Genomic DNA, 25,596 nt, shown 5'->3' with positions numbered 1-25,596 from the left:
ATGATGATCTATGTTATTTGGTTGGTTGGAAAAAGCAAGGAGAAGTTGCTTCTCTGGTCGAAGATGTAGCCTTCAGGCCACACCGTGCGGACGAGCCCGGGCGGCGAGGGCCTGCGTCACGCGGTCGAGGATCACCGCCACGATCACGATGCCGATGCCCGCCTCGAAGCCGGCGCCCGCCTCGAGCCGCTGGATCGACTGCCAGACCGCGCGGCCCAATCCGCCGGCACCGATCATCGCCGCGATCACGACCATGGAGAGGGCCAGCATCATGGTCTGGTTGACGCCGGCCATGATGGTCGGGAGTGCCAGCGGCAACTGCACCTTGAACAGCTTCTGGGTCGCCGAACTGCCGAAGGCGTCGGAGGCCTCGACGAGTTCGCCCGGCACGTTGCGGATGCCGAGCGCCGTCAGCCGGATCACCGGGGGCACCGAGAAGACGATCGTCGCGAAGCAGGCCGAGACCGCGCCGAGGCCGAAGAAGGGGAGCGCCGGGATCAGATAGACGAAACTCGGCAGCGTCTGCATCATGTCGAGGATCGGCGAGAAGGTCCGCCAGGCCCGCCGGCTGAGCGCGAACCAGATCCCCACGGGAACGCCGATCACCAGGGCCGCAGCGGTGGCGATGGTGACGAGGACCAAGGTCTCGACCGTCGCCTGCCAGAGCCGCAGGTTCCACAGGAACAGCAGGCCGACGAGGGTCAGGAGCCCGATCTTGCGGCCCCCGACCCGGTACGCCGCGAAGGCCGCGACCGCGATGCAGAGCCACGGCGGGATCGCGACGAGGGCGGTGGTCAGCGTTTCGATCCAGTCGGAGACGGTGCGGCTGACGGCTCGGGTCAGCCAACTGCCATGCTCGGTGAGCCAGTCGAGGCCGTTGTCGCTGAGCGTGTCGAGGGGGAATTTGGGGACGTTCCACTCCATGTCGGGGCTCCTGACGGCTTTGAGAGGATCTGGGCACCGGCATGCGGCTGATCGTGCGTGCCTGGCCGCGCGGCGAGCGCCTGCACGACGTCGCGGCTCGTGATGGCGCCGATCAGGCGTCCGTTCCGGCCCACGACGGCGACCGCTTCCTCGGCGGCGACGGTCGCGAGAATGGTGTCCAGCCGGCTTTCCGCCTCGACGACGGACTGCCCGAGATCGAGCAGGCTGGAGATGGTCTCGGCCGGCCGGGCGGAGGCGAGCCGCTCGGCGAAGATGCGGCCGACCAGGCGCCCGTCCCCGTCGGCGACGAGCCAAACGCCGCGGCTCGCCCCGCCCCCTGCTCCGCCGAGCGCGGTCCGCGCCTCGGCCACCGTCTGCGTGGGGGCGAGCACGGGGGCGGAGCGATCCGCGACCTGATCGGCGCGCAGCACGGCGGCCAGATCGATGTGCTCGACGAAGCGCTCGACATACTCGGTCGCGGGGCGGGCCACGATGTCCTCGGGCTGGCCGATCTGCACCACTTCGCCGTCCTTCATCAGGACGATGCGGCCGCCGAGCGCGATGGCCTCGTCGAGGTCGTGCGAGACGAAGACGATGGTCTTCTTGAGCTTGCGTTGGAGGTCGCGCAGCTCCGCCTGCATGTCGCGGCGGATCAAGGGGTCGAGCGCGCTGAAGGCTTCGTCCATGAGCAGGATGTCGGCATCCGCCGCGAGCGCCCGCGCGAGGCCCGCCCGCTGCTGCATGCCGCCCGACAATTCGTTGGGATACTTCGTCTCCCAGCCCTTCAGACCGACGAGTTCGATGGCCTGCATCGACCGCTCGATCCGCTCCTTGGCCGAGACCTGCTTGATCTCGAGGCCGAACCCGACATTTCCGAGGATGGTGCGGTTGGGCAGCAGCGCGAAGTGCTGGAAGACCATGCCGAAGGTCTTCTGGCGGAAGGCGAGCAATTCCTTGCGGCCGAGCCGGGTCACGTCCACCCCGTCCACGGCGATCCGGCCGCAGGACGGCTCCACGAGGCGGTTCATGCACCGCAGGAGCGTCGACTTGCCGGAGCCGGACAGGCCCATCAGGACGAGGATCTCGCCCTCTTCGATATCGAACGAGATGTCGCGCAACCCGACCACCGCGCCGCAGGCGGCGGCGATGTCGCTCTTGCTTTTCCCCTGGGCGATCAGATCGAGCGCCTTGGAGGAGTTCGAGCCGAATATCTTGCTGATACCCTCAAGATTGATCCGGCCCATGGGATAAACCTTTCGATATAAGTCGGTGTTGCTTGCGGCGGAATTTTTTGACAAATTTATTTAGGACAATGTAAGACTATTCTCCGACTTACTAGGGGGCTTGTCGTATTGCGACGCTTTATTGGCATCGGACGACGTTCTGGAATTTTAGCGCTTCAGCGCCGAACCTGTGTTGGCCCATGCCGCGATTCCGGGCAGATGTGTTCAAAAAATTTGCAAGATATGTACAAGGCCTGGGCATGAAGCCTGTCGGTCTCGGCTGGCCGATACGCGGCCCGGGCAGCGTCATGCTCCGTGTCGAGGGCCGCGTCTCGAAAGCTGTCGTGGGCCCTTGGTAAAAGACGCCACAGCGGCAAAGGCCTGGAGCATCGTCCCGCCGTTGTGCCGGGCGTGGGCGCGGGACGTCGAAGACCGCGCCGCCCGCTGGCGCCGAATGCGAATTCCGGCTGCAGCGCGCTCAAAACGTAAGCACGAAAGATAAAAACTTGCGCAGCCCCAGATTGCTCTTCGCTTGACCAAGAAAAACGCTGGGCCTAGAAAGATCGTCGAGTTGATCGCTAGGGTTCCAGCATCTCTTTAGATGTGTTCGGTCCGAGAGCGGTTGCCGCGGCGGGAGACATCCGCCCGGAGGCACGGCGGGATAAAAGCCCGGGAGACCTCACTGGCCAGAGATTGGCAAGGGAAGGTCTTGTACAATCTCTTTCTATACTGGAAGGGACGTATGCCCGGCAGAGCCTCCAAGACAACCTTTTCGACGCTTTCGGCCGATGCACGCCTGCGTGCCGTCCGACCCGCGCCGCCGACCGGCTCCGGCCTTCGGCCTGCCTCGGCCGCGCTCGGCGAAGGCTTCCCCAGCGTCATCCCGTAGGTGGCGCGCCGGCGGTCTTCGCGACCCGCGCCCTCTTCCCGGTTCCCTTACTGGTTCCCTGGCCCGGCGCTCCTGCTCCGGGTCCTCGACGATGGGCTCTTCCGCCTGCCGCCGCCTCTCCGCGCGCTCGAAATCCTTGGGCGCCCGACAGCCGAACCGAACAGCGCACGCTGTGTCCGGCCATTCGACCATCCCAGGAGACGAGACATGCGCATCCCGAGTCTGATCAATCCCCGTCTGATCACCGATGGTCTCACGGGCGTCCGTCGAAGCCTGTCCGCCCTCACGCTTGCCGTCGGCCTCCTCGCCGCGCCGATGGCGCAGGCCGCCGAGCCGCTGCGCATCGGCTACAGCGACTGGCCGGGCTGGGTGGCGTGGCAGGTCGCCATCGAGAAGGGCTGGCTCAAAGAGGCCGGCATCGACGCGAAGTTCGAGTGGTTCGATTACTCCGCCTCGATGGACGCGTTCTCGGCGGGCAAGCTCGACGCGGTGACCTGCACCAACGGCGACGCCCTCGTGATGAGCGGCAACGGCGCCCGGAACGTCATGATCCTGCTCACCGACTACTCGAACGGCAACGACATCATCGTCGGCAAGCCGGGGGTGAAGTCGCTGGCGGACCTCAAGGGCAAGAAGGTCGGGCTCGAAGTCGGCCTCGTCGAACATCTCCTCCTGATCGACGGCCTGCAGAAGGCCGGGATCAAGGAGGGCGACGTCACCCTCGTCAACGCCAAGACCAACGAGACGCCGCAGATCCTCGCCTCCGGCGACGTCGTGGCCATCGGCGCGTGGCAGCCGATCGCCGGCCAGGCGATGCGGGGCGCCGCCGGGGCCCGCCCGCTCTACAGCTCCGCCGACCGGCCCGGCCTGATCTACGACGTGGTGACGGTGACGCCCGCGAGCCTCGCTTCGCGGCGGGCCGAGTGGATCAAGCTCGTCGGCCTGTGGGACCGGGTCGTCGGCTACATCACGGACCCGAAGACCCAAGGCGACGCCGTCGCCATCATGGCGGCCAAGGTCGGCGTGGAGCCGGCCGTCTTCACCCGCTTCCTCAAGGGCACGAAGCTTCTCACGCTTACCGAGGGCCGCGCGGTGATGAAGGATGCCGACGGGTTCGGCTCGCTCTACGGCTCGAGCCGGCACGCCGATGCCTTCAACGTCAAGTTCGAGGTCTACAAGACCCCGCAGGACGTGAAGGCCGCCATCGATCCCGCCCTCACCGACGGCAAGTGAGGGGGTGAGGATGCGCGCGCCGCTGCCTCAGCCCCATCCCGAAAGGGGCGCCGTTCCGGCGGTCGCGGTTGCCCCGCTCCCGCCGGTGGCGGGCGCCGCCCCGGTCGTCGGGCGGGCGCGGCTCTCCTGGGTCGGCGCGCCGCGCCCGCTGACCTCGCGTCGGCGCGCTGCGCTCACCCTGCTCTCCTTCCTGCTGCCGCTCGGCTTGTGGGCCGCGGTCTCCTACCTGCCCTTCCTCTGGCACCCGCTGGTCGAGGTCACGAATCCCGGCGACGTCACCTGGATGGAGTCCGGCATGCGGGTGCCGCGGGCGGCCTTTTCCGAGGAAGTCGCGGCGGCCCGAGGGGGCGGCACGGCCATGCCCGAGGGCCGGCCCGCCAACCCGGTCTACCTGCCGGCGCCGCATCAGGTGGCCGTCGCCTTCTGGACCGCGCTGACCGCACCGCCGCCCCAGCGCGACGCGATCTGGCTGCCCGCGAGCCTGTGGCACTCGATCCAGATCATTTTTTGGGGTTTTACCCTCTCCTCCCTGGTCGGCGTGCCGCTGGGCATCCTGTGCGGAGCGCAACCGACGATCGCCCGGCTGACCGAGCCCGTGATCGAGTTCGTGCGCTACCTGCCCGCCCCCGCCTTCGGCGCGCTGATGGTCGCGATCCTCGGGATCTACGACGGGCCGAAGATCGCCATCATCGTCATCGGCACCTTCTTCCAGCAGGTGCTCGTCATCGCCAACACCACGCGCCGGGTCGATCCGCTGCTGATCGAGGCGGCGCTCACCATGGGTTCGCGCAACCTTCGCCTGATCCGCCGGGTGATCGTGCCGGCGGTGCTGCCGCAGATCTACCGCGATCAGCGCATCCTCCTCGGCTGGGCCTGGACCTACCTCATCGTCGCCGAGCTGATCGGCACCTCGTCCGGCATCACCTTCTTCATCACGCAGCAGGCCCGCTACCAGCACTTCGACAACGTCTACGCGGCGATCCTCGTGATCGGCCTCATCGGCATCGCCACCGACATCGCCCTGGCGCTGATCGGCCGCCGCCTGTTCCCCTATGCGAGGGCCGAGGCATGAGCCGCGCGCCCATCCCGCTGACCGCGGAGCCCTGCGACTACCGCACCCAGTGCGAGCCCGTCCGCGCCCGCTTCGACCGTCTGAAGGCCCGTGACGTCGCCCTGCGGGTCGAGGGCCTCGGCAAGGTGTTTCGCAACGCGGACGGCGCCGAGACCGTGGCGCTCCGCGGCATCGACCTCGTCACCCACCGCCGCGAGTTCCTCTGCGTGGTCGGGCCGTCGGGCTGCGGCAAGTCCACCTTCGTGCGCATTCTCGCCGGACTCGAGACCAAGAGTTCGGGCAGTGTGAGCGTCGAGGGCCGTCCGGTCGCCGGTCCCGGCGCCGACCGGGGCATGGTGTTCCAGGGCTACACCCTGTTCCCCTGGCTCACGGTCAAGCGCAACGTCGCCTTCGGGCTCGAAGAGAATGGTGAATCGCGTCACGTCGCCGAGCGCGAGGCGGCGCAATGGCTGGCGCTGATCGGGCTGGAGCGCTTCGCCGACGCCTACCCGCACCAGCTCTCCGGCGGCATGAAGCAGCGCGTGGCCATTGCCCGTGCGCTCGCCATGCGCCCGCGCATCCTGCTGATGGACGAGCCGTTCTCGGCGCTCGACACCCAGTCGCGGGCCCGGATGCAGGCCTACCTCATCGAGATCTGGCGCAAGATCGACATCACCATCGTCTTCATCACCCACGATCTCGACGAGGCGGTGCATCTCGCCGACCGCATCCTCGTCCTGAAGGCCCATCCCGGCGAGGTCGAGGAACTGATCGAGGTGCCGGTGCCGAGGCCGCGCCATCCCGGCCAGAGCCTGACGCCGGAATTCCGCGCCACCCGCGCCCGGCTCGACGCGCTGATCCATCCCAGTGAGGCGGAGGTCGACGGCCCGGCCGATCTGGCTGGCCTCGACATGGTCACCCGGATGGCGAGTGTGGGGGACGAGGTCGAATGAGCGCCCTCCCCAATCTCCCCTTGCTCTGGTCCGACCGCACCTGGGAGGAGATCCCCGGTGACCTCGCGGGCGCCGCGGGGGCCGCGCTCCTGCCCATCGGTGCCACCGAGCAGCACGGGCCGCATCTCGGCTGCGGCATGGATTTCGTGCTGGCGGATGCCGTCTGCCGCGAGGTTTCGGCGCGCACCCGCGTGCCCATGCTGCCGGCCCTGCCCTATGGCTGCTCGCTCGGGCATTCCCGGCGCTGGCCCGGCACCATCGCTCTCGACCCTGTGGTGATGACCGAGATCATCCGGCAGATCGGGGCCCAGGCCTATCACTCGGGCGTGCGCCGCCTGTTCCTCGTCAACGCCCACGTCACCAACGCCGCGCCGCTACGATGCGCTCTGGAACTGCTGCGGGCGGCCCACGACGACCTGATGGTGGCGCTGGTCAACACCGCCACCGTCAGCGAGCGGGTGCGCGCGGCCCACTTCCTCGACGCCGAGGACTGGCACGCCAACCGCGCCGAGACTGCGCTGATGCAGGCCGTGGCCCCGGCCCTGGTACGCGAGAACCGCATTGCGGAAGCCGACGACGCGGACCGCACCCAAGGTCTCGTCTTCGCCCATCCGGTCAACCGCACCAGCCGAAACGGCGTCACCGGCTCCCCCTCGCAGGCGAGTGCGGCGGAGGGCGCCGAACTGTTCGCCTGGATGGTCGAGGACCTGACCGCCCTCGTCCGGCGCGGGCTCGCCGAGACCCCGCCCCTCCCCCATTCCTACGACGGCCCGGCCGTCGTCACCGAAGGAGCCTGACACCCATGGGCCACGCGAACGAGGTCGATCCTCAGATCCGCGCCGTGCAGGAGGATCTGCGGGGCAAGGGCGTGAAATACGTCATCGGCGCCTATGTCGACATCCACGGTGCGCAGAAGGCCAAGGTGGTGCCGATCGACCACCTGCCGCAGATGGCGGCGGGCTCCGAGCGCTATACCGGCTACGCCCTCGATGGCCTCGGCCAAGCGCCGAACGAGGACGAACTCGCCTCGGTCCCGGATTTCTCGCAGGTCATCCAACTCCCCTGGGAGAGCAAGCTCGCCTGGGCGCCGGCCGACCTGACCTTCCAGGGCAAGCCCTACCCGCTCTCGACCCGCGTCGCCCTCAAGACCGTGCTGGCGCAGGCCGAGGCGATGGGCTTCGGCTTCAACCTCGGCATCGAGTGCGAGATCTTCCTGCTGCGCCAGGCCGAAGACGGCTCGCTGCACACGCCGGTGGCCGACGATAAGCTGGTGAAGCCCTGCTACGACGTGCGCGGCTTCATCGACAACTTCTCCTGGCTCGACAAGGTCGCGACCACGATCAACGATCTCGGCTGGGACCTGTACTCGTTCGACCATGAGGATGCGAACGGACAGTTCGAGTTCGACTTCCAGTACGCCGACGCGCTGACCATGTGCGACCGGCTGACCTTCTTCCGCATGATGACCAAGCATTACGCGAAGGAGGAAGGGCTCATCGCCACGATGATGCCCAAGCCCTTCGCCGACCGCACCGGCAACGGCGCGCATTTCAACATGTCGCTCTCCGACGCCAAGACCGGCCGCAATCTCTTCGCCTGCGCGCCCGGTGAGGATCCGCGGGGCCTCGGCCTCACCGAGACCGGCTACCACTTCATCGGCGGCGTGCTGCGCCATGGCCGGGCGCTCTGCGCGGCCTTCGCGCCGACGGTGAACAGCTACAAGCGCCTCGTGCGCCAGGGTGCGATGGCGGGCTTCTCCTGGGCGCCGGTGTTCAACTCCTACGGCTCGAACAACCGCACCAACTCGGTGCGCGTGCCGTCCGGCGGCGGACGCTGCGAGAGCCGCAACGCCGACGGCGCGGTCAACCCCTACCTCGCCGCCGCCCTGGTGCTCGCGGCCGGGCTGGAGGGCGTGCGCGAGCGGATCGACCCCGGCCAACCCAACGAGGACAACCTCTACGCCCTGAGCGACGGCGAGCGCCGGGCGCGCGGCATCGCCTTTCTGCCCCAGACCCTGCAGGAGGCGGTCGATGCCTTCGCCGCCGACCCCCTTGTCGAGGCCACACTCGGCGCGGGCCTGCGCGAAGAGTTCATCCGCACCAAGCGCGAGGAGTGGAACGCCTACCATCTCACGGTGAGCCCGTGGGAGATCGAGCGCTACAGCCACCTGTTCTAGAGCATCGTCCTGGATATCGGATCCAGGACGATGCTCTAACTTTTTGCCTTTGCATCGTCTTTCTTCCGAAAGCCGGAAACCACCTTTCGGGACGATGCTCTAGGGAGCTTGCGATGAAGACCGTTATCAGCTTCGCGAAGTCTTCCGCCGAGCCCTCGACCTATAGGCCGGCGCCCGCGCGCATCCTGGCCGGCGATCCCGTTCAGACCGCGACGCTTCACTTCACCAGCGCGGACGGGCGCTTCACCGCCGGCACCTGGGCGGCGGAGCGGGGCACGTGGCGGGTCGTCTTCACCGAGAGCGAGTTCTGCCACCTGCTCGAAGGGGTGATCGTCGTGACCGACGAGGCCGGGACGCAGACCACCTTCCGGGCCGGCGACGCCTTCGTCTCGCCCGCCGGCTTCACCGGCACCTGGGAGATCGTCGAGCCGGCCCGGAAGCTCTTCGCCTTCTACGAGGTGCCATCCGCGCCCGACCACCCGTGACTCTCCCGCCCTCATCCTGAGGTGCGCAGCGAAGCGAAGCCTCGAAGGAGGGCTCCAGCCAGCCGCGCGATCCTTGGGAAGCCCTCCTTCGAGGCCGCTGACGCGGCACCTCAGGATGAGGGGAGAGGGTGGAACGCAAGCATCGAAACCCAAAGACATCTGGCCTGCCGGGACGGCCCGGCCGCGACAGGGCTCTCCGGCCGGGACGACCCGGCCCCATCGGAGACACGACCATGTCGGACGAAGCGAGTGTGATTGCGGAAAACCGCCGCCGCTACGAGGAGCTGAAGCGGGCAGGCCAGGGCCACGCCCCGCGCGCCCTGCCCGGCCCGAGCCCACGCGGCGGCGTGCCGCTCGACGCTGGCGCGATCCTCCACCGCGAGACCATCCCCGGCGGCTGGTACTGGACCACCGCCCTGAAGGCCGGCGAGGCGCTCCGGCTCGGCCTCGACCACGGCCCGTCGAGCGTCGCCCTGGTGGCGTGGTCGGCCGCCGACACCAGCGAGCGGCTCAACTACGCCGACACCGTGAAGGTGCAGTGGACGGCCGCCCTCACCAAGGGCCGGGTGCTGTTCTCCGATATGGGCCGGGTGCTGTTCTCTCTGATCGAGGATTCCTGCGGGGCGCACGATGCGCTCGTCGGCGGCTCCAATGCGGCCTCGAACGCCGCGCGCTATGCCGGTGTTCCCCATCGCAACACCCGCGACAACCTCGTGCTCGCGGCACTCAAGAGCGGGCTGGAGCGGCGCGACATTCCTCCTTGCGTCTCGTTCTTCGCTCCCGTCGTGGTCGGGCCCGAGGGGCGCTTCGCCTGGAACGCCGCCGGCCGCGCTGCGGGCGACTTCGTCGATCTGCGCGCCGAGATGGACCTGATCGTCACCCTCTCGAACTGCCCCCATCCCCTCGATCCGGCACCCGACTACGCGCCGAACCCGGTGGAGGTGACCCGCTTCCGCGCCCCGCCCCCGGCGGCGGACGACCTCTGCCGCACCGCCACGATCGAGGCCGTGCGCGGCTTCGAGAACAACGCCGCCGCCGGCTTCTGAGGGGGACGACCGATGACCGACACCGTGACCACGCTCTTCGACCAAGTCGTTCTGGATCAAGTCGTGCCTGCCCAGGCGCCGTTCTCCACCCTCGTGCGCGCCGGCCAGACCCTCCGCATCGAGGACAGCCAGGGCTGCCAGGCCGTCGACACCCTGTTCTACCGCGCCGACGACCTGGGCGAGCGCTACTCGTCCCAGGATACGGTGCGCGCGCAGGGCGCGGCCTACGTCACCACCGGCACGCGGGTGATGTCGAACGAGGGCCGGGTGATGCTCACCGTCACCGCCGATTCCTGCGGGCGGCACGACACCTCGGCCGGGGCCTGCTCCTGCGAGAGCAACACCGTCCGGTTTGGCCACGCCACCCAATATCTCCACGCCTGCCGCGAGAATTTTGCGCTGGAGGTCGCGAAGTACGGCCTGTCGAAGCGCGACATCGTGCCGAACATCAACTTCTTCATGAACGTGCCGATCGAGCAGGATGGCGGGCTCGCCATCGTCGACGGCGTCTCGTCGCCCGGCGACTATGTCGAACTCAGGGCCGAGATGGACGTGATCTGCGTGATCTCGAACTGCCCGCAGATCAACAACCCCTGCAACGGCTTCAACCCCACGCCGATCCGCGTGACCGTCCGCGGCGAGGGCTGACGATGTTCGCCAAGGTTCTGGTCGCCAATCGCGGCGAGATCGCCGCCCGCGTCGTGCGCACGTTGCGGCGCATGGGCATCGCCTCGGTCGCCGTCTATTCCGACGCCGACCGCTTCACGCCCGGCGTGCTCGCCGCCGACGAGGCCGTGCGCCTCGGCCCCGCCCCGGCCGCGCAGAGCTATCTCGACGTCGAGGCGGTGATCGCCGCTTGCAAGGCAACAGGCGCCGAGGCCGTCCATCCCGGCTACGGCTTCCTGTCGGAGAATGTCGGCTTCGCCGAGCGGCTGGCGGCGGAGGGCATCCGCTTCATCGGCCCGCGCCCGGAGCACCTGCGCGCCTTCGGCCTCAAGCACACCGCCCGCGATCTGGCCAAGGCCAGCGGCGTCCCGCTCCTGCCCGGCACCGACCTGTTGCCGGATGTCGAGACGGCGCTGAGTGCGGCGGACGTTATCGGCTATCCGGTGATGCTCAAGAGCACTGCGGGCGGCGGCGGCATCGGCATGCAGCTCTGCCACTCCGCGCAAGAGTTGGCCGAGCGCTTCGCCGCGGTCGAGCGCACGGCGCGGGCGAGCTTCGGCGATGCCCGCGTTTATCTCGAACGCTTCGTGGCGCAGGCCCGCCATGTCGAGGTGCAGATCTTCGGCGACGGGCGCGGCCGCGTCGTCGCCCTGGGCGAGCGCGACTGCTCGCTCCAGCGCCGGAACCAGAAGGTGATCGAGGAGACCCCGGCCCCCGGCCTCTCCGACGCCGTGCGCGCCCGGCTCCACGCCGCGGCGGTGGCGTTGGGGGAGAGCGTCGCCTACGCCTCGGCCGGCACCGTCGAGTTCATCTACGATCCGAACCGCGAGGATTTCTCCTTCCTCGAAGTGAACACGCGTCTCCAGGTCGAGCATCCGGTGACGGAGGCGGTGTTCGGCATCGACCTCGTGGAATGGATGGTGCGCCAGGCCGCGGGCGAGGACCCGATCACCGAGGCCGGGCCGCTCGCGCCGCGGGGCGCGGCAATCGAGGCGCGGCTCTACGCCGAGATCCCGCACGCCAACTTCGCGCCGAGCGCCGGCCTGCTGACCGAGGTGCGCTTCCCCGAGAACGCCCGCATCGACGGCTGGATCGCCACCGGCACCGAGGTCACCCCGTTCTACGACCCGATGCTCGCCAAGATCATCGTCACCGGCGCCGACCGTCCGGCGGCACTGGCCGCGCTGCGGCAGGCGCTGGCGGATACCGCCGTCTCCGGTATCGAGACCAACCTCGATTACCTGCGCACCATCGCCGCCTCCGACCTGCTGGCGAGCGGGCGGGTCGCGACCACGGCCCTGCGCGACCTCGCCTATGCCCCCAGGAGCATCGAGGTGCTGCTGCCGGGCGCCCAGTCGAGCCTTCAGGAGCTGCCCGGCCGGCTCGGCCTGTGGGAGGTCGGCGTGCCGCCGAGCGGGCCGATGGATGCCCGCTCCTTCGCCCACGCCAACGCCCTCGTCGGCAACGGGCAGGACATCTGCGCCCTCGAACTCACGGTCTCGGGCCCGACGCTGCGCTTCCACACGGACGCTCTCGTGGCGCTCGCGGGCGCCGCGATGCGCCTCACCCTCGACGGGCAGGCGCGTCCGCACGGGCAGGCGTTCTCGGTCAGCGCAGGGCAGACGCTCGCCATCGGCGCGATCGAGGGGCCGGGCCAGCGCGCCTATCTGGCCCTGCGCGGCGGCCTCGCCGCGCCCGTGGTGCTCGGCTCACGCGCGACCTTCGCGCTCGGCGCCTTCGGCGGCCACGCCACCGGCGTCCTCAAGGCCGGCGACGTGCTCCATCTCGGCGATGCGCCGGAAGTCGCTGCCGCCCCGCCCGAGCCCGCGCCGCTGACGCAGGATTGGGAGATCGGCGTCGTCTACGGCCCGCACGGCGCGCCGGACTTCTTCCAAGAGGCCGACATCGCCGACCTGTTCTCGGAATCTTACGAGGTTCACTTCAACTCGGCCCGCACCGGCGTGCGCCTGATCGGCCCGACGCCGCGCTGGGCGCGGACCGACGGCGGCGAGGCGGGCCTGCACCCCTCGAACCTGCACGACAACGCCTACGCCGTCGGGGCCATCGACTTCACCGGCGACATGCCGATCCTGCTTGGCCCCGACGGTCCGAGTCTCGGCGGCTTCGTCTGCCCCGCCGTCATCGCCCGCGACGAACTCTGGAAGATGGGCCAACTCCGGCCCGGCGACACCGTGCGCTTCCAGCCCGTGGCCCGGCCGGAGGACGCGCTCGCCGCCCCGGCCCTGCTCGGCGGCACGGACGCGGGGCCCGGCTCGCCCGTCCTCGCCCGCGACGAGACCGGCCCGGTCCCCGTCGCCTATCGCCGCCAGGGCGACGACAACCTCCTCGTCGAGTACGGCCCGATGGCCCTCGACATCGGCCTGCGGCTGCGCGTCCACCTCCTCGCCGAGGCGGTGCGCGCCGCCCGGCTCCCCGGCCTCACCGACCTGACGCCGGGCATCCGCTCGCTTCAGATCCACTACGACGGCACGGCGCTGCCGCGCCACCGCCTGCTCGGCAGCTTGCGCGAGATCGAGGCCGGATTGCCGGCCGCGGAGGCGGTGAGCGTCCCGAGCCGGGTCGTCCACCTGCCGCTCTCGTGGAACGATCCGCAGGCGGAACTGGCCATGCGCAAGTACCAGGAGCTGGTGCGCCCCAACGCGCCCTGGTGCCCCTCGAACATCGAGTTCATCCGCCGCATCAACGGCCTGCCCGACGAGGCGGCGGTGCGGAACATCATCTTCGATGCCAGCTACCTCGTGATGGGGCTCGGCGACGTCTATCTCGGCGCGCCGGTCGCGACTCCGGTCGATCCGCGCCACCGCCTCGTCACCACCAAGTACAACCCGGCCCGCACCTGGACGCCGGAGAACGCGGTCGGCATCGGCGGCGCCTACATGTGCATCTACGGCATGGAGGGGCCGGGCGGGTACCAGCTGTTCGGGCGCACGATCCAGGTCTGGAACACGTGGCGGACCACCCGCGAATTCGTGCCCGGCCATCCGTGGCTGTTGCGGCCCTTCGACCGCATCCGCTTTTTCCCCGTCAGCCACGCCGAACTCACCGAGGCCCGCGCCGCCTTCCCGCACGGCGCCTATCCGATCCGGATCGAGCCCGGCACGTTCTCCTACGCCGAGTACCGGGCCATGCTCGCGGACAACGCCGCCGAGATCGAGCACGCGGGCGCGCGCCAGAGAGCGGCTTTCGCCGCTGAACGCGAGCGCTGGAAGGCGGAAGGGCTCGACAGCTTCGTCGCCGACGAGGCGGTGTCCACTGAGGCCGCCGAGATCCCGCCGGGCTGCGAGGGTGTGCCGACCACCGTGCCGGGCAATGTCTGGAAGGTTCTCGTCGGTGCGGGCGAGACCGTGGCCGCGGGCCAGACGGTGGCGATCCTCGAATCGATGAAGATGGAGGTGGCGGTCACCGCCCCCGTCGGCGGCCGGGTCCGCGAGATCCGGGCCGGGCCCGGCCGCACCCTGCGCGGCGGCGACCTCGTCGCCATCCTCGAGATCTGAGGCCGGGCCGGATCTTGCAGGGGCCCGCTACCGCCTGGGCGAACGCGCCCGGCGCACGCCTCGCCCACTGCACGGAGACGGCCGATGATGCAGCAGATCCACCGCGCCCTCACCGCGATCCTCGGCCTCGTCGTACTCGGCCTCCAGGCCAGGGCCGCCGGGCGGTTGCCGCAGGGCGACCGGGGCCGGGAGACGCCGCGATAGGCATTCCGGCCGCCGGGCCATCAGGCTCAGGGCCCCGGAGCCATTCCCCTTCGAATTTCGGGCCGCGTGCCACCCGCACGACGCCCTGCCACGGACGTGAGAGATCGATGCCGGTTCCCGCCTTCCCGAGCCTCAGCGCGCTCCACGCCGCCTATGCCGATGGGCTCTCGCCCGAGGCGGTTTTGGCCGAGATCGACCGCCGGATCGCTGCTGCCGACGATCCCGGCATCTTCCTCGCGCGGGTGCCGGCGGCGCAAATGCAGGCCGCCGCCCGCGCGCTCGGCCCCTTCGACGCCGTGAGCAAACCGCTCTGGGGCGTGCCCTTCGCGGTGAAGGACAACGTCGATGTGGCGGGCCTGCCCACCACCGCCGCCTGCCCGGACTTCGCCTATACGCCGCAGGCGACCGCTCCGGCGGTCGAGCGTCTGCTCGCGGCCGGCGCGATCCTCGTCGGCAAGACCAATCTCGACCAGTTCGCCACGGGGCTCGTCGGCGTGCGCACGCCCTATCCGGTGCCGAAGAACGCCATCGATCCGGCGATCGTGCCGGGCGGCTCCTCGTCCGGCTCGGCGGTGGCGGTGGCGCGCGGCTTCGTCACCTTCGCGCTGGGCACCGACACGGCGGGTTCGGGCCGGGTGCCGGCCGGCCTCAACAACATCGTCGGGCTCAAGCCCTCCCTCGGCAGCGTCTCGGGCCGCGGCGTGGTCCCGGCCTGCCGCACGCTGGACACCCTCTCCGTCTTCGCCGGTACCGTGACGGAGGCTGACGCGGTCTACCGGATCATGGCCGGATACGATCCGCAGGATCCGTATTCGCGCGCCCTGCCCGTTCCGCCCCGCCCCGGCCGCCTGCCACCGGGCTTGCGCGTCGGCGTGCCGGACGCGGCCGGTCGCATCTTTGCCGGTGACACGCTCTCGGCGGCGGCCTTCGACGGGGCGCTCGCCGACCTGCAATCGGTGATCGGCGGCGCGGTGAGGACGGTCGATCTGGCGCCCTTCTTCGCGGTCGCGGGGCTTCTCTATGCCGGCCCCTGGGTGGCCGAGCGCTATCAGGCGATCCGCGGGTTCATCGAGGAGCGCCCGGAGGCCCTGCACCCGACCACGCGGGCGATCATCGGCGCAGCCACCGGCCACTCGGCGGCGGATGCCTTCGCCGGCCTCTACCGCCTCGCCGAACTCCGCCGGGCGACCGAAGCCGTCTGGGGTGGGATCGACGTGCTCTTGGTGCCGACCTATCCGCGCCCGCGGCGCGTCGCCGACCTCGCCGCCGACCCGGTCGGCCCCAACAGCGAACTCGGCACCTACACCAACTTCGTCAACCTGCTCGATCTCTGCGCCCTCGCGGTACCGGGGCGCTTCCGTGCCGACGGCTTCCCGTCCGGCATCACGCTGATCGCGCCGCGCGGGGCCGACGGCCTCATCGCCGCACTCGGCGCCCGCCTCCACGCGGCGGCCGGCGGCACACTCGGGGCGAGCGGCGTGCCGATCCCGGCGGAGGCCGCCCCGCCCGGGGATCGCGCGCAAGCGGACGAGATCGAGATCGCGGTGGTCGGCGCGCACCTGTCCGGCCTGCCGCTCAACGGCGAGTTGACGGGGCGCGGCGCCCGCTTCCTGCGCGCCGTCCCCACGACGCCGGATTACCGCCTGCACGCGCTGCCCGGCGGACCGCCGGCCCGGCCCGGCCTGATCCGCGTCGCGCCCGGTTCGGGCCATGCGATCGAGACCGAGGTCTGGGCGCTGGCGCCGGACGCTTTCGGACGTTTCGTGGCGGGGATTCCCTCGCCGCTGGCGATCGGCACGCTGTCGCTGGCCGACGGCACGACATCGAAGGGATTCCTGGCGGAAGCGGCCGGGCTCACGGGCGCGCGCGACATCAGCGATCACGGCGGCTGGCGCGCCTACCTCGCCTCCGGGGCCATCGCGCCGTAGCGGCGGGACCGGCCCGATCGCATCGGGCCGGAGCCTCCTTGGCGAAACCTCTTAGGGGGATGAGCCCTTTCCTTGACGCAAGCCAAGGAGGTTCACGATGACAGACGCGAAGACGGAGCGGGAGGCGATCGGGACACAGCCGCCCGGTCGCCCGCTCGGTGAGCGCAGCAAGCCCGAAGCGGAGCCGGATCTCGGCCCGACGGGCCCGGCCTCGGCCGAGGCTGAAAAACCCGGTCCTCACTCCGGCGGCTACGATCAGCAATCGCCCGATCGTTCGACGGACAATGCGAAGGGCGGCTACGGCGCCGGCTGAACCATCCCGCGGGGCAGGCGAAGCGCGCCGCTTTCTGCCCCGCAGGCCCTCTCATCCCCAGGGCGCGGCGTGTTCAAAATTGGGTGTAAGTCCCTGAGACGGCGTGGCTCGCATTGCCCTTTTCCACCGCTTGTCCCCATATGGGAACGAAAGACGAACGAACGTCTTATCGGAGTCGGAACGAGGGGTTTGGCGCCAATGGCACGCTACCGCTTTCACGCGACGAACGGCTACGCATGCGTGTTCGACGCTCAGGGCAAGGACATCCGGGTCCCCGCGCGCCTCGTCCGGCGTGCCGACGAGGTGGCTCAGGGGGTGATGCGCAGCCTCGATGACCAGGAGGACTGGTCGCAGTGGCACGTCAGCGTGCATGACCTCAGCGGCCGACGCGTGCTGGTGAAACCGTTCGTATCGGGCTGACCGAGCCTCAGGCGGAACGCGGTCGCGGCGTTGGCCGCTGCCGCTCTACCAGCATACCCGCGGCAAGCGCCGCTTCCACCGCTCACCCAGGCGCAGCGTCTCGCTGCCGGGTCGGTCCGAGCGGCGCCGCCTAACGAGAGGGGCTGTCTCCGCCACGGGCCGAGGAAGCTCCGGGACCGCCGGTTCGACGACCTCAACGACATCCGGGACAGGCACCTTCCGCGGCCTGCCCCGGCGACGCGGGGCGCCCTCCGGCGTGGTGCCGGGCGGCGCAACCCGGCGAACGCGAGGAGGCGCCTCGGGCTCGACCGCGGGTTCCGCTTCGGGCTCCTGGACCTCCGCGACGAGGAGGCTCGGCAGGATGCGGCGATGCTCGGGGGCAGCCTCGTCGGAAGGCGTCCGAGGGCTGGACGTAGCGGCCTCCAGTGAGGGCCACAGGGCTTCTGCTTCTGCGTGTCCCGCTCGCTTTTGCGCCTCTCGTGGCAGCTTCGAGGGGATGGAGACGAAGCGGGTTTGGCCGTTCGACTTGGCTTCGACGGTGAACGGTCGCCGGCCGCGGTTGCGCAAGATACCGATCCTGATGCTGAGAGCTTGGGTCTCTGTTCGAAACACCTTGCGCCCGCACATGCCGTGCCACGAAGTGTTTGTCGAGGCCGGGGAACATCGAGCCTTCACGAGGCGGCGACTCGGCGATGGGCCGGTGGTCTCAACGTTCCGGTCGGGCAAGCTCCGATCGGCTGCAAGGGGCGAAACAGTCGGAGCCGCTCAGCCAAGTCATGGATATCAATGCCTTGATCCGGCCTGATGGCTCGGACGGTCGCGCTTCGCTGTCGTGTGCGGCGTCGCGCCGAGCGGGAGGGCCTTTCCGACGCCCTCCCCTTTTATCACATGCGCCGGTTACATCCGGTGGCGCATCGACCGGTGATGGTGCCGATGCATCATCCGCTTGCGCATCATGTGCCGGTGCATCATCCGCCGCTCGTGGTGGGACATGCGAGCCTGCGTGACGCTGCTTTCAGCTTGGATGCCGGCGGGTGCAATCGGAGCTGCCGATGCGGTGCCGGCGGCAAAGCCTCCCAGCAGGATTGCCAGCGCGAGCGTGGTCTTCTTCATCACCATCTCCTTGGGAGCTTACGGCCGTCCCAGGCAGGGTAGATAGGTGATTGTCCCAGGCCAAGGTTCCCAATGAGGAGGATTTATCTCGATCGGCACCTGCGGAGCAGCCTCTGCGTCACCGCTGAAACCTCACTCGCTCGTTGCCTAACGCTTCTTGCCCAGCTCAGCCGCGATGTCCTTGGTCATGCGGCCCACCTTCCGGTGCGCGGCGGTGAGTTGGTCCTGCGTGACGCCCCAGCGCTTCATCCAGAACTCGACCGCTTTGCGCTCGCTGAGGTCGAGACGGTCCTTGTCGATGAAACCGCGCTTGTCCTTGAGGCCGGCCATGAATGATCCCGTGAGGTCGTCGGAGGGCGTCGGGTTGTATGAGGTGGGCAAGACCGCCCGTATCGCAAGGCGCGCGGAGTTAGACCCGAGGTCAATCCACTTCGGCCCGCTGCACCCGCCGGGGATCACCTCACGCAACTCGGGGAGGCCCCAAGCGCGGAACGAGCAGGGGCCCGTTGGGGTAGAGAACGAGGCGGGCTTCAAGGCCCATTGGCGATGGTTACCTGTCGCACAGGTGCCTTCCAACCCTCTGATCGTCAACGCGTCTCGCCGGATCAGGCATTTGGAGGCGGTCTGGCGGAAGGGGTGTCCGACGCAGGGTGCTGACTTTATGGGTGTTTTTCCAGTCTTTGGGGCTACGCCCAAGCATTTGCCCAAGCGGACTGCTCTCGCTCTTTTCGTGCAGTTGGATAATTTGGTGGGTAGGAGAATGCCAGCTACGGCGGAGTGCCAGGATTCTCACCCAGTATGAACCCAGCAGAAGTCATCACCATGGTTATTGTGATTGCAAGCGCTTTATCTCCGTGTGCACACGCGGTCGGCCTGCCCGCACTCACGTGCTCCCAGTGCCCCGTGTCCCGGGTGGGCTCACCATAGCGCCGATCCGAAGATCAGCGGAACGCGACGGCACCGAGGGTCATCATGCCGGATAACGGTCAGGTCGAGCGAATGAACCGCACGATCAAGGACGCGACGGTCAAGCGCTACCACTACGACAGCCACGAGCAGCTGAGAGCCCACCTGCAACTCTTCGTGGATGCCTACAACCACGCCCGCCGACTCAAGACGCTGCGGGGTCTGACACCCTACGAGCTCATCTGCCAGATCTGGACGAAAGAGCCCGAGCGCTTTAGGCTCAATCCGTCACACCACATTCCGGGACCGTACACGATAGACCTGTTCGGGATGTCGTGATGGCTGAGGTCAAGTACGCCCACTGGTCGAGCATGCGCCCGGCGAACTCCGGTCCATTGTCCTCCCGCAGGCTCTTGAGCCGCCCTCGCAGCCGAACCAAGGCGACCAGGGCCTCGGTCACCTGGAAGGCGCGGAAGTTGGCTCTCGGTGCGAGCGAGAGCGCCTCTCGCGTATGACAATCGACCACTGTTAGGATACGGAACGGACGCCCGTCGAACAGCCGGCCCGCGTTTTCAGAGAAAGAACCGGGCCTGCTCCTGCCATCGGATACCATGAAGCTGGGCTAATTATGATCGGCCACGGCTTCTTCCGCCAGGCTCACCGGGTCATAGGCCATTGCCACGTGTTGCTAAAGCTGCTCGACAGTCCACTACGTTCTAGGCGCCCTGCCTTCTCCTCTCTCTTGGACTCTGCCAGCCAGCCTACGGTGGGGCTGCGGACTAAGGTCTCCACGACCGAGACAAAAGAACTGACGGTGCGCCGCTGCCGCTGGAGGGGGCGTTACCAATACACTCCATACGCCCAACCGCAGATACCGCTTGTTCGTCAGGTAGGCATTTTGTAACTATGAAGCAACGCACATCCGCATTTAGCCCATAGCCCACTCGCGCACCAAATGTAATTCGGAGCAAAAATGAGATATGAATCCATAAAACACCAACAAGACGTGCTTGACATGCTAGAATCTGATCTGATTACTATACAAGACTACATCAATATTTGCAGAATCAATAAATGGACTTTAATTGAAAAACATACTACCCAATACGATAATGCGCAAGACGATTACGCTGACCTAAATGTGATACGATTCGAAAAAATTCGTTCTAACAAATAAGTCTGGAGGTTTACTCGACTGATGCATAAATGTATCGGTACGCTGTTCGCTATTGAAGATGACCTGTTAGCATGTTTGATGCTGAGGAAACATGACCGCCGCCGGTTCTTCACCAAACCGCATCGCTAAGCTGCGCGAGGCACAAGGGCTTTCCCAGCGCGAGTTAGCGAAATTGGCCGACATGCATTGGTTGACTCTATCTCATTTAGAGACCGGCAAGTCAAAATTGACTGCAAAAAGAATCTCACAGCTGGCATCAGCTCTGAAGGTGAGTGTATCATATTTGTTAACAGAAGTAAAAACAGAAATACCTGAAGATGATAAGTCAATACACGGAAGACTGAGAATGGCCCGTATTGCAGCAGGATACGCGGCAGTGACTTTAGTGACACGAAAGTTCGAATGGAAAGAAGCTTACTACCGACAGCAGGAAAATGGTAAGCGGAATATTAGCTTAGAAGAACTGAAAGCCTATGCAGTAGCTTTTGAAGCCGATCCTGCTTGGATTGCATTTGGGGCTGGGATACACCCTGACGGAAAAAATGATATTTATCCTTCTAAGGGCGATATATTTCTAGTTGAATTGTCGAACTCGAAAACAGTTGGCTCGCGAATCGCCGCCTATCGCAGATATATGAACATTACCCAATCTAATCTTGCGAACAATCTGAAGGTTTCACAAACAACAATATCAAAGTGGGAGAATGAATTGTCGCCGCCCGCCGACTCGCTGCCTGAAATAGCAGCTGCACTCAATATTGGTGTATTGGATTTGCTAGGCCTTGGCACTGACCCAGAATCATCTCTGACTACCTGTCTAGGCCCAGCTCACACCGAAGCTTTTCAGCTGCTTCACGGCGGAACGGTCGAGATGATTGGTGCGGGAACGGTGGAGAGAGAGCGAGCCCGACACACTATTATAATTCTGGCAGAGCGGTTGAAATTGGAGGCGGCACGAGGCTTGTGCTAGCCTCATGATATTAATCGAAAAATTGGGAACTCGTTTTCTTGTAAGGCACGGTCATATCAGGCGTTAGGCGCGATTTTGAAGCGTCGCTAGCTTTCGCGCGGTACCGCGCTGCGCCCGCAGGCGCTTGCCGTAGCGAGCGAGCATCGATGGCGTCTTGAACTAACCCGCTTGCATGACTTCAAGCAGTTCGAACCCAGTCGCGAACATGTCCTACGTTGCACCGACTCTGGTTGATTGACCGGATGGCATACGAGCCAGCTTCAGCCCGGCGGCCGTGGCGAGATCGCGAAAAACCCGTGCCACCTCCGCCCCCCTAGGGCGTTCGGACCAGCCTGCCTGCCCTTGCTCAGCGGCCGGAACAAAGGCTCGCTTTCTAGTGCTCTTCTGGCTGATCAGCCCGAGCCGATCCTGCAGCCACGGCTCCATCGCCGCCAGGATCGGACGGCTGCGCGCCCGACGCACGGCGCAGCGCTCCTCGGCGGGGCGGCCGCGGATCTCGGCCTCAATCCGATAGAGGCCGGCAATGCGCGCCAGCACCTCTGCCGCGATCGGTCCGTCGAGGTCGTAGAAGTCCCGGCGCACATGGCTCCAGCAAAACGCGAGCTGCACCTCGCCCTGTCGGGCCAACGCGCCTTGTAGCCCGCATAGCCATCGACCTGCATCACGCCCTGGAACCCGGACAGATGCACCATCGGCTGCCGAGCCGTGCGGTCGGGCGCGTAAACATAGACCACGCCCGGCGGATCGGTCCCACTCTAGGGCCGGTCGTCGCGCGCATAGGCGAAGAGCTGGGCCGTCTTGGTGCGGCCCCGGCCGGGATCGAGCACCGGCCCGGTCGTCTCGTCGGCAAACAGCTTGCCCGATGCCTTCAACCGCTCCAGTAAGCGCGCGTGGACCGGCCGAAGCAGGAAGGCGGCGCGTCCGACCCAGTCGGCCAGCGTCGAGCGGTCGAGGCTGACGCCCTGGCGGGCGAAGATCTGTGCCTGCCGGTAGAGCGGCAGATCGTCGGCGTACTTGGACACAAGAACCTGGGCGACGCGGGCGTCGGTCCGCAACCCGCCCTCGATCAGCCGTGGCAGCGCAGGGGCCTGCACAACGACGTCCTCGCAGGCGCGGCAGGCATAGCGCGGGCGGCGCACGACGAGGATCCGCATCTGGGCCGGCGCGATATCGAGACGCTCGGACACGTCCTCGCCGATCTGGTGCAGGCCGCCCGAGCAGCACGGGCAGACGAGGCTCTCGATCTCGACCACATGCTTCACGCGCGGCAGATGGGCGGGCAACGCCCCGCGGTTGTAGCGCCGGCGCGCCGCCCGTTCCACCCTCACCGTTGCGACCACCTCCTCAGCGGCGTGGCCTGCGGCCTCGACCTGCTCGGCATCCTCCAGCCCGAGCAGAAGTTGGTCCTCGGGCAGGCTCTCGGCGCGGCGTCCGAAGCGGTGCCGCTGCAGCGCCTTAATAATCTAGCGCAGCCGCTCGTTCTCGGCGCGCAGCGTCTTGAGCGTTGCGAGATCGTCGAGGGAGGGCGAAGCAGGCGCGGCCACGGAACAGATAAGATCATATCCGTCAGCGGCTTGCTATCATAGACAAACCGTCGTGCCGCTCTTTTACGCTCAACCGCGGACATACGGAGCAAGACATGAGCTCCATCCCATGTCGATGTTAGAGCGTATGGCCATGTCGGAGCCGGTCCGGCGTCTGGAACTGTTCACCGGGGCTGGCCGGCGGCGGACGTGGTCGGCGGACGAGAAGGCCGCCATAGTCGCCGAGAGCGAGCGGCCCGGCGTCTCGGTCAGCGCGGTGGCGCGTCGGCATGGCCTGAGCGCCTCGCAGCTGTTCATATGGCGGCGTCTGGACCGCCATGCCGGACCGGACCGGACGGCGACGCGGGCGAACTGCGCTTCGTCCCGGCCGTGCTCGGGTCGGACCGGCAGGGGCAGCCTTCCGACGCGGATCGTGGCGCGGCGAGCGATACGCCGGGTCGCGGCTCCATCGCCCCCGGGATCGGGGTCGAACTGGCCGGCGCGACGGTTCGGATCGGCGCAAGGGCGAGCGCGGCTCAGATTGCGGCCGTGATCGTGGCGCTGAAGGCCTCGGCATGATCGGTCCGTCGGGCACGGTGCGGGTGATGCTGGCCTCGCGGCCCGTGGACTTCCGCAAGGGGATGGACGGGCTGGCCACGCTGGTGCACGAGGCGATGTGGGCGGAGCCGTTCTCCGGCACCGTCTAGGTATTCCACGCCAAATGGTCGGACGGGGTCAAGTTCCTGTTCTGAGAAGGCAGCAGTATGGTTCTCGTGGCCAAGAGGCTGGAGGTTGGCGAGTTCTGCTGGCCGAAGCGGACGGATGGCATCGTGCATCTCACCGCGGCACAGCTCTCGGCGCTCATGGAAGAGCTGAACTGAAAGCGTGTGCATCCGACACGCGCCGTCACGGCCCCGGCGTCCCTCCGGCCGCCCCAAATGAAAGGTGCCCGCCAGACGACGCTTACGATCCATCGGCAGCCTTCTGCAAATTTTTTAAATATATATATAGAGAGAGACGAGTTCCGAGCGGCGCAGCAGCGTGTCGAAGGCGACCGCGACCAGTGCCGCGTTGCGCAGCGCAATCAGCGGCGTCTCGCGCTTGGCTTCTGGGACGCGCCGGTGCAGGCGCTCGGGCGCCTTAACGTCCAGCATGCGCTCAATGCTGGTGCAGTTGAGCGGCTCGGCCTGTTTCTGGTGCAGGCCCTCGGCCCAATTCATCCGTTTCACTGCCAGCCGGACAATTTCGTCGGCACAAGGGTTCTGCAGGCCGGCCGCTCGGTGCAGTACGGCGATCGAGGTGCGATAGCGCTCGGCCGTAGCGCGTGCATTCGTCTCTGCCTGCGCATCGATGAATGCCGCGACCGTCTCTGAGTAGCTGACAACATCGCCCTCCCCGCCTCCCAGCACCAAAGATGCGGCTGTCGGCAGCGAACGCCCGGACCGTAGAATATAACGACCCCATATCTTATCATTTGTTGATTTGCAATTCGATCGAATTGGCTAAGAAGGATGCGCAGCTTCCAGTTATATGTGCAATCATTTATTTCGAGGTCTGAAGAAGTCAATGCAAATACCTGTCCCTAAGATTTACAACCGTGAAAATTTGATAATTGCTTCTCAATGCTTGAAATCTTTATCAGCATTTGTCTTCGGTGGAACTCTATTAGGGCTTGCTAGGGATGGCGATATAATCGATAATGATGACGACGTGGACTTATATGTAGATGTAGTGCACTTTGATAGCGTTGTTTCACTGCTTCGATCGGCAGGATTTGATATAAGGCTAGGCACGCCTCCTAATGCAACTCCTTATTTCGTGCAGGCAACGAGAAATATAGAAAATATAAAAACTTATTTGGATATATATTTGTACGAAAATGATCCAAATCAGGACTGGATCGTTGATTTATGGAATTTTTCTGGCACCCCAAATAAGCAAGGGACTCATCTCTTTATAGATAAAAGCTTGGTTTTTCCGCTAAAAAAACAAAGGTTTTTTGACTGCGATATGTTGTTGCCGGCTAAGCCAGAGGAAATATGTGAATATATATATGGTAATAACTGGAGAAAACCAGTATCTAAATCAAATGGTGACTATATACATAGGATAATTGCAAATCGCCCAGTTTTCATTGAAAGGACTGACCTTGCATATACGATTGCGAAGCAATTGTATGCAGAAGAGCATGAAATGGCTGTTTTATTGGAACGCCTAAAGATAGCGGATTATGATCGAAGCAATCTAAGGTCTCAGATTCTTGCAATTTTGGATGAAAAAAATGGTCCCCTTTCGACTGTTGAGCGGAAGGTCAACGATATAATTATGATCAGATTTAAAAATAGTACCGCTATGGATGTGGTATTATCTGAGTTTGACAGTGATTTCTACAATGCGGCGCATCCTGATGTAGCCACTGCAAAAATTGATCCGTTAGACCATTATTTCGAGTTTGGCCGAAACGAGAAAAGAGAAATACGATTGTCTACGTTTCGTGATAAAAAATTGAAACACGACTGAATAAATTGGTCGATACAGATTTGCTGAAAATACCGTCAATATTATAGTTCTGCGCAGCATTGCAAGGACAATTTAGGCGAAGCAGTATTTTTAATGCTGCGGCGATGGCTGCGTGAAACTCTGATGGATAAAAGTTCGTTTGACATTGGCCTGCCCCCATTCAGTGGTCCAGGTGTGAAGTTAGTGCATTGTCGGTCTGAGGGTCCCCCGGATCTTGGTCCGGCCGAAAGGTGAGCTTCCGGATCTCATTCGGCGGCCTGCAGGGCCGCCGCCAAGGCGAACTCCTGGGGCGTTCGCCACCCCAGGGCGGTGTGAGGACGGCTCTCGTTGTAGTGCCGCCGCCACGTCTCGATCTTGCTCC

At 66.0% G+C, this 25,596-nt stretch carries 21 protein-coding genes, 5 pseudogenes and 1 riboswitch; of the genes and pseudogenes, 18 read left to right on the top strand and 8 right to left on the bottom strand.

All coding sequences use genetic code 11. The features are described 5' to 3' along the window. Positions 1 to 72: 72 nt before the first annotated feature. Positions 73 to 924: an ABC transporter permease gene (locus MKK50_RS03875; protein ID WP_253370355.1), complete on the bottom strand. Its 852-nt coding sequence runs from the start codon at positions 922 to 924 to the stop codon at positions 73 to 75. Beyond that, a complete protein-coding gene (locus MKK50_RS03870) occupies positions 840 to 2,168 on the bottom strand; it encodes a quaternary amine ABC transporter ATP-binding protein (RefSeq protein WP_499020511.1) in 1,329 nt (442 codons plus the stop codon). Before MKK50_RS03870 ends, MKK50_RS03875 begins: the two co-directional genes overlap by 85 nt. A 546-nt stretch (positions 2,169 to 2,714) precedes the next feature. Beyond that, a riboswitch (guanidine-I (ykkC/yxkD leader) is annotated at positions 2,715 to 2,825 on the top strand. Positions 2,826 to 3,243: 418 nt separating this feature from the next. Between MKK50_RS03870 and MKK50_RS03865 the strand changes: the two genes are divergently transcribed. The 12 genes from MKK50_RS03865 (at position 3,244) to MKK50_RS03810 (ending at position 17,026) form a co-directional block, all read left to right on the top strand. Then, on the top strand, positions 3,244 to 4,269 hold the full coding sequence (locus MKK50_RS03865) for an ABC transporter substrate-binding protein (RefSeq protein WP_499020510.1): 1,026 nt from the start codon (positions 3,244 to 3,246) through the stop codon (positions 4,267 to 4,269). 10 nt (positions 4,270 to 4,279) lie between these two features. Further along, positions 4,280 to 5,341, top strand: coding sequence for an ABC transporter permease (locus MKK50_RS03860; RefSeq protein ID WP_499020508.1), 1,062 nt, complete (start codon positions 4,280 to 4,282; stop codon positions 5,339 to 5,341). Next, a complete protein-coding gene (locus MKK50_RS03855; RefSeq protein ID WP_499020506.1) occupies positions 5,338 to 6,273 on the top strand; it encodes an ABC transporter ATP-binding protein in 936 nt (311 codons plus the stop codon). Before MKK50_RS03860 ends, MKK50_RS03855 begins: the two co-directional genes overlap by 4 nt. Then, on the top strand, positions 6,270 to 7,070 hold the full coding sequence (locus tag MKK50_RS03850) for a creatininase family protein (RefSeq protein ID WP_499020505.1): 801 nt from the start codon (positions 6,270 to 6,272) through the stop codon (positions 7,068 to 7,070). The genes MKK50_RS03855 and MKK50_RS03850 overlap by 4 nt, the downstream gene beginning before the upstream one ends. 5 nt (positions 7,071 to 7,075) lie before the next feature. Further along, positions 7,076 to 8,449 carry a type III glutamate--ammonia ligase gene (gene glnT, locus MKK50_RS03845; RefSeq protein WP_253370365.1) on the top strand — a complete coding sequence of 458 codons (1,374 nt, stop codon included), beginning with the start codon at positions 7,076 to 7,078 and terminating at the stop codon, positions 8,447 to 8,449. 113 nt (positions 8,450 to 8,562) lie between these two features. After that, entirely contained in the window at positions 8,563 to 8,934 is a 372-nt protein-coding gene (locus MKK50_RS03840; protein ID WP_253370367.1) for a cupin domain-containing protein, read from the top strand. Between the two features lie 233 nt (positions 8,935 to 9,167). Continuing rightward, positions 9,168 to 9,980 carry an urea amidolyase associated protein UAAP1 gene (locus tag MKK50_RS03835; RefSeq protein WP_499020502.1) on the top strand — a complete coding sequence of 271 codons (813 nt, stop codon included), beginning with the start codon at positions 9,168 to 9,170 and terminating at the stop codon, positions 9,978 to 9,980. Positions 9,981 to 9,992: 12 nt separating this feature from the next. Continuing rightward, positions 9,993 to 10,628 carry an urea amidolyase associated protein UAAP2 gene (locus tag MKK50_RS03830; RefSeq protein WP_499020500.1) on the top strand — a complete coding sequence of 212 codons (636 nt, stop codon included), beginning with the start codon at positions 9,993 to 9,995 and terminating at the stop codon, positions 10,626 to 10,628. Between the two features lie 2 nt (positions 10,629 to 10,630). Continuing rightward, on the top strand, positions 10,631 to 14,161 hold the full coding sequence (gene uca / locus MKK50_RS03825) for an urea carboxylase (RefSeq protein WP_499020499.1): 3,531 nt from the start codon (positions 10,631 to 10,633) through the stop codon (positions 14,159 to 14,161). Positions 14,162 to 14,472: 311 nt separating this feature from the next. Further along, the gene (gene atzF, locus MKK50_RS03820) at positions 14,473 to 16,293 is read left to right on the top strand and encodes an allophanate hydrolase (RefSeq protein ID WP_499020496.1); all 1,821 of its coding nucleotides are present in this window, start codon (positions 14,473 to 14,475) and stop codon (positions 16,291 to 16,293) included. A gap of 97 nt (positions 16,294 to 16,390) precedes the next feature. Next, the gene (locus tag MKK50_RS03815) at positions 16,391 to 16,606 is read left to right on the top strand and encodes a hypothetical protein (protein WP_253370402.1); all 216 of its coding nucleotides are present in this window, start codon (positions 16,391 to 16,393) and stop codon (positions 16,604 to 16,606) included. A 198-nt stretch (positions 16,607 to 16,804) separates the two neighbouring features. Further along, positions 16,805 to 17,026, top strand: a complete 222-nt coding sequence (locus tag MKK50_RS03810) for a DUF6894 family protein (protein WP_253370403.1) — start codon at positions 16,805 to 16,807, stop codon at positions 17,024 to 17,026. A gap of 897 nt (positions 17,027 to 17,923) precedes the next feature. Here the strand turns inward: MKK50_RS03810 and MKK50_RS03805 are convergent. Together MKK50_RS03805 and MKK50_RS03800 are read right to left on the bottom strand one after the other, a co-directional pair. Further along, positions 17,924 to 18,139 (bottom strand): hypothetical protein, encoded by a 216-nt coding sequence (locus MKK50_RS03805; RefSeq protein ID WP_056202053.1) that lies wholly within the window; start codon positions 18,137 to 18,139, stop codon positions 17,924 to 17,926. Positions 18,140 to 18,286: 147 nt separating this feature from the next. Next, the gene (locus MKK50_RS03800) at positions 18,287 to 18,469 is read right to left on the bottom strand and encodes a DUF3606 domain-containing protein (RefSeq protein ID WP_003600567.1); all 183 of its coding nucleotides are present in this window, start codon (positions 18,467 to 18,469) and stop codon (positions 18,287 to 18,289) included. Between the two features lie 651 nt (positions 18,470 to 19,120). Here MKK50_RS03800 and MKK50_RS03795 point away from each other — a divergent pair. After that, a pseudogene (locus MKK50_RS03795) lies at positions 19,121 to 19,384 on the top strand (integrase core domain-containing protein); the annotation flags it as partial. On the opposite strand, the pseudogene MKK50_RS03790 reads toward MKK50_RS03795, so the two are convergent. Further along, a pseudogene (locus tag MKK50_RS03790) lies at positions 19,365 to 19,607 on the bottom strand (IS3 family transposase); the annotation flags it as partial. The pseudogenes MKK50_RS03795 and MKK50_RS03790 sit on opposite strands and share 20 nt — an antisense overlap. Positions 19,608 to 20,313: 706 nt before the next feature. On the opposite strand from MKK50_RS03790, the gene MKK50_RS03785 reads away from it, so the two are divergent. Continuing rightward, a complete protein-coding gene (locus MKK50_RS03785; protein WP_499020494.1) occupies positions 20,314 to 21,192 on the top strand; it encodes a helix-turn-helix domain-containing protein in 879 nt (292 codons plus the stop codon). Between the two features lie 378 nt (positions 21,193 to 21,570). On the opposite strand, the pseudogene tnpC reads toward MKK50_RS03785, so the two are convergent. Beyond that, positions 21,571 to 22,736, bottom strand: a pseudogene (gene tnpC / locus MKK50_RS03780) (IS66 family transposase); the annotation flags it as partial. A 109-nt stretch (positions 22,737 to 22,845) separates the two neighbouring features. On the opposite strand from tnpC, the pseudogene MKK50_RS03775 reads away from it, so the two are divergent. From MKK50_RS03775 to tnpB, 3 genes and pseudogenes are all read left to right on the top strand, one after another. Next, a pseudogene (locus tag MKK50_RS03775) lies at positions 22,846 to 23,013 on the top strand (transposase); the annotation flags it as partial. A gap of 20 nt (positions 23,014 to 23,033) precedes the next feature. Beyond that, positions 23,034 to 23,294 (top strand): hypothetical protein, encoded by a 261-nt coding sequence (locus tag MKK50_RS03770; protein ID WP_499020577.1) that lies wholly within the window; start codon positions 23,034 to 23,036, stop codon positions 23,292 to 23,294. Next, positions 23,291 to 23,596 (top strand): annotated as a pseudogene (gene tnpB, locus MKK50_RS03765) (IS66 family insertion sequence element accessory protein TnpB). The gene MKK50_RS03770 and the pseudogene tnpB overlap by 4 nt, the downstream one beginning before the upstream one ends. Before the next feature lie 114 nt (positions 23,597 to 23,710). Here tnpB and MKK50_RS03760 read toward each other — a convergent pair. After that, complete coding sequence (locus tag MKK50_RS03760; RefSeq protein ID WP_499020492.1) at positions 23,711 to 24,127, bottom strand: hypothetical protein; 417 nt, start codon at positions 24,125 to 24,127, stop codon at positions 23,711 to 23,713. Between the two features lie 154 nt (positions 24,128 to 24,281). Between MKK50_RS03760 and MKK50_RS03755 the strand changes: the two genes are divergently transcribed. Beyond that, entirely contained in the window at positions 24,282 to 25,235 is a 954-nt protein-coding gene (locus MKK50_RS03755; RefSeq protein WP_499020490.1) for a LicD family protein, read from the top strand. A gap of 245 nt (positions 25,236 to 25,480) precedes the next feature. On the opposite strand, the gene MKK50_RS03750 is transcribed toward MKK50_RS03755, so the two are convergent. Continuing rightward, on the bottom strand, positions 25,481 to 25,596 hold a 116-nt coding region (locus MKK50_RS03750; RefSeq protein WP_499020567.1), incomplete at its 5' end, for an integrase core domain-containing protein.

The organism is Methylobacterium sp. J-043 (assembly GCF_022829505.1).
GTDB lineage: Bacteria > Pseudomonadota > Alphaproteobacteria > Rhizobiales > Beijerinckiaceae > Methylobacterium > Methylobacterium extorquens_A.
The sequence above is the reverse complement of the archived record's forward strand: the minus strand, read 5'-3'. Positions and strand labels throughout refer to the sequence as shown.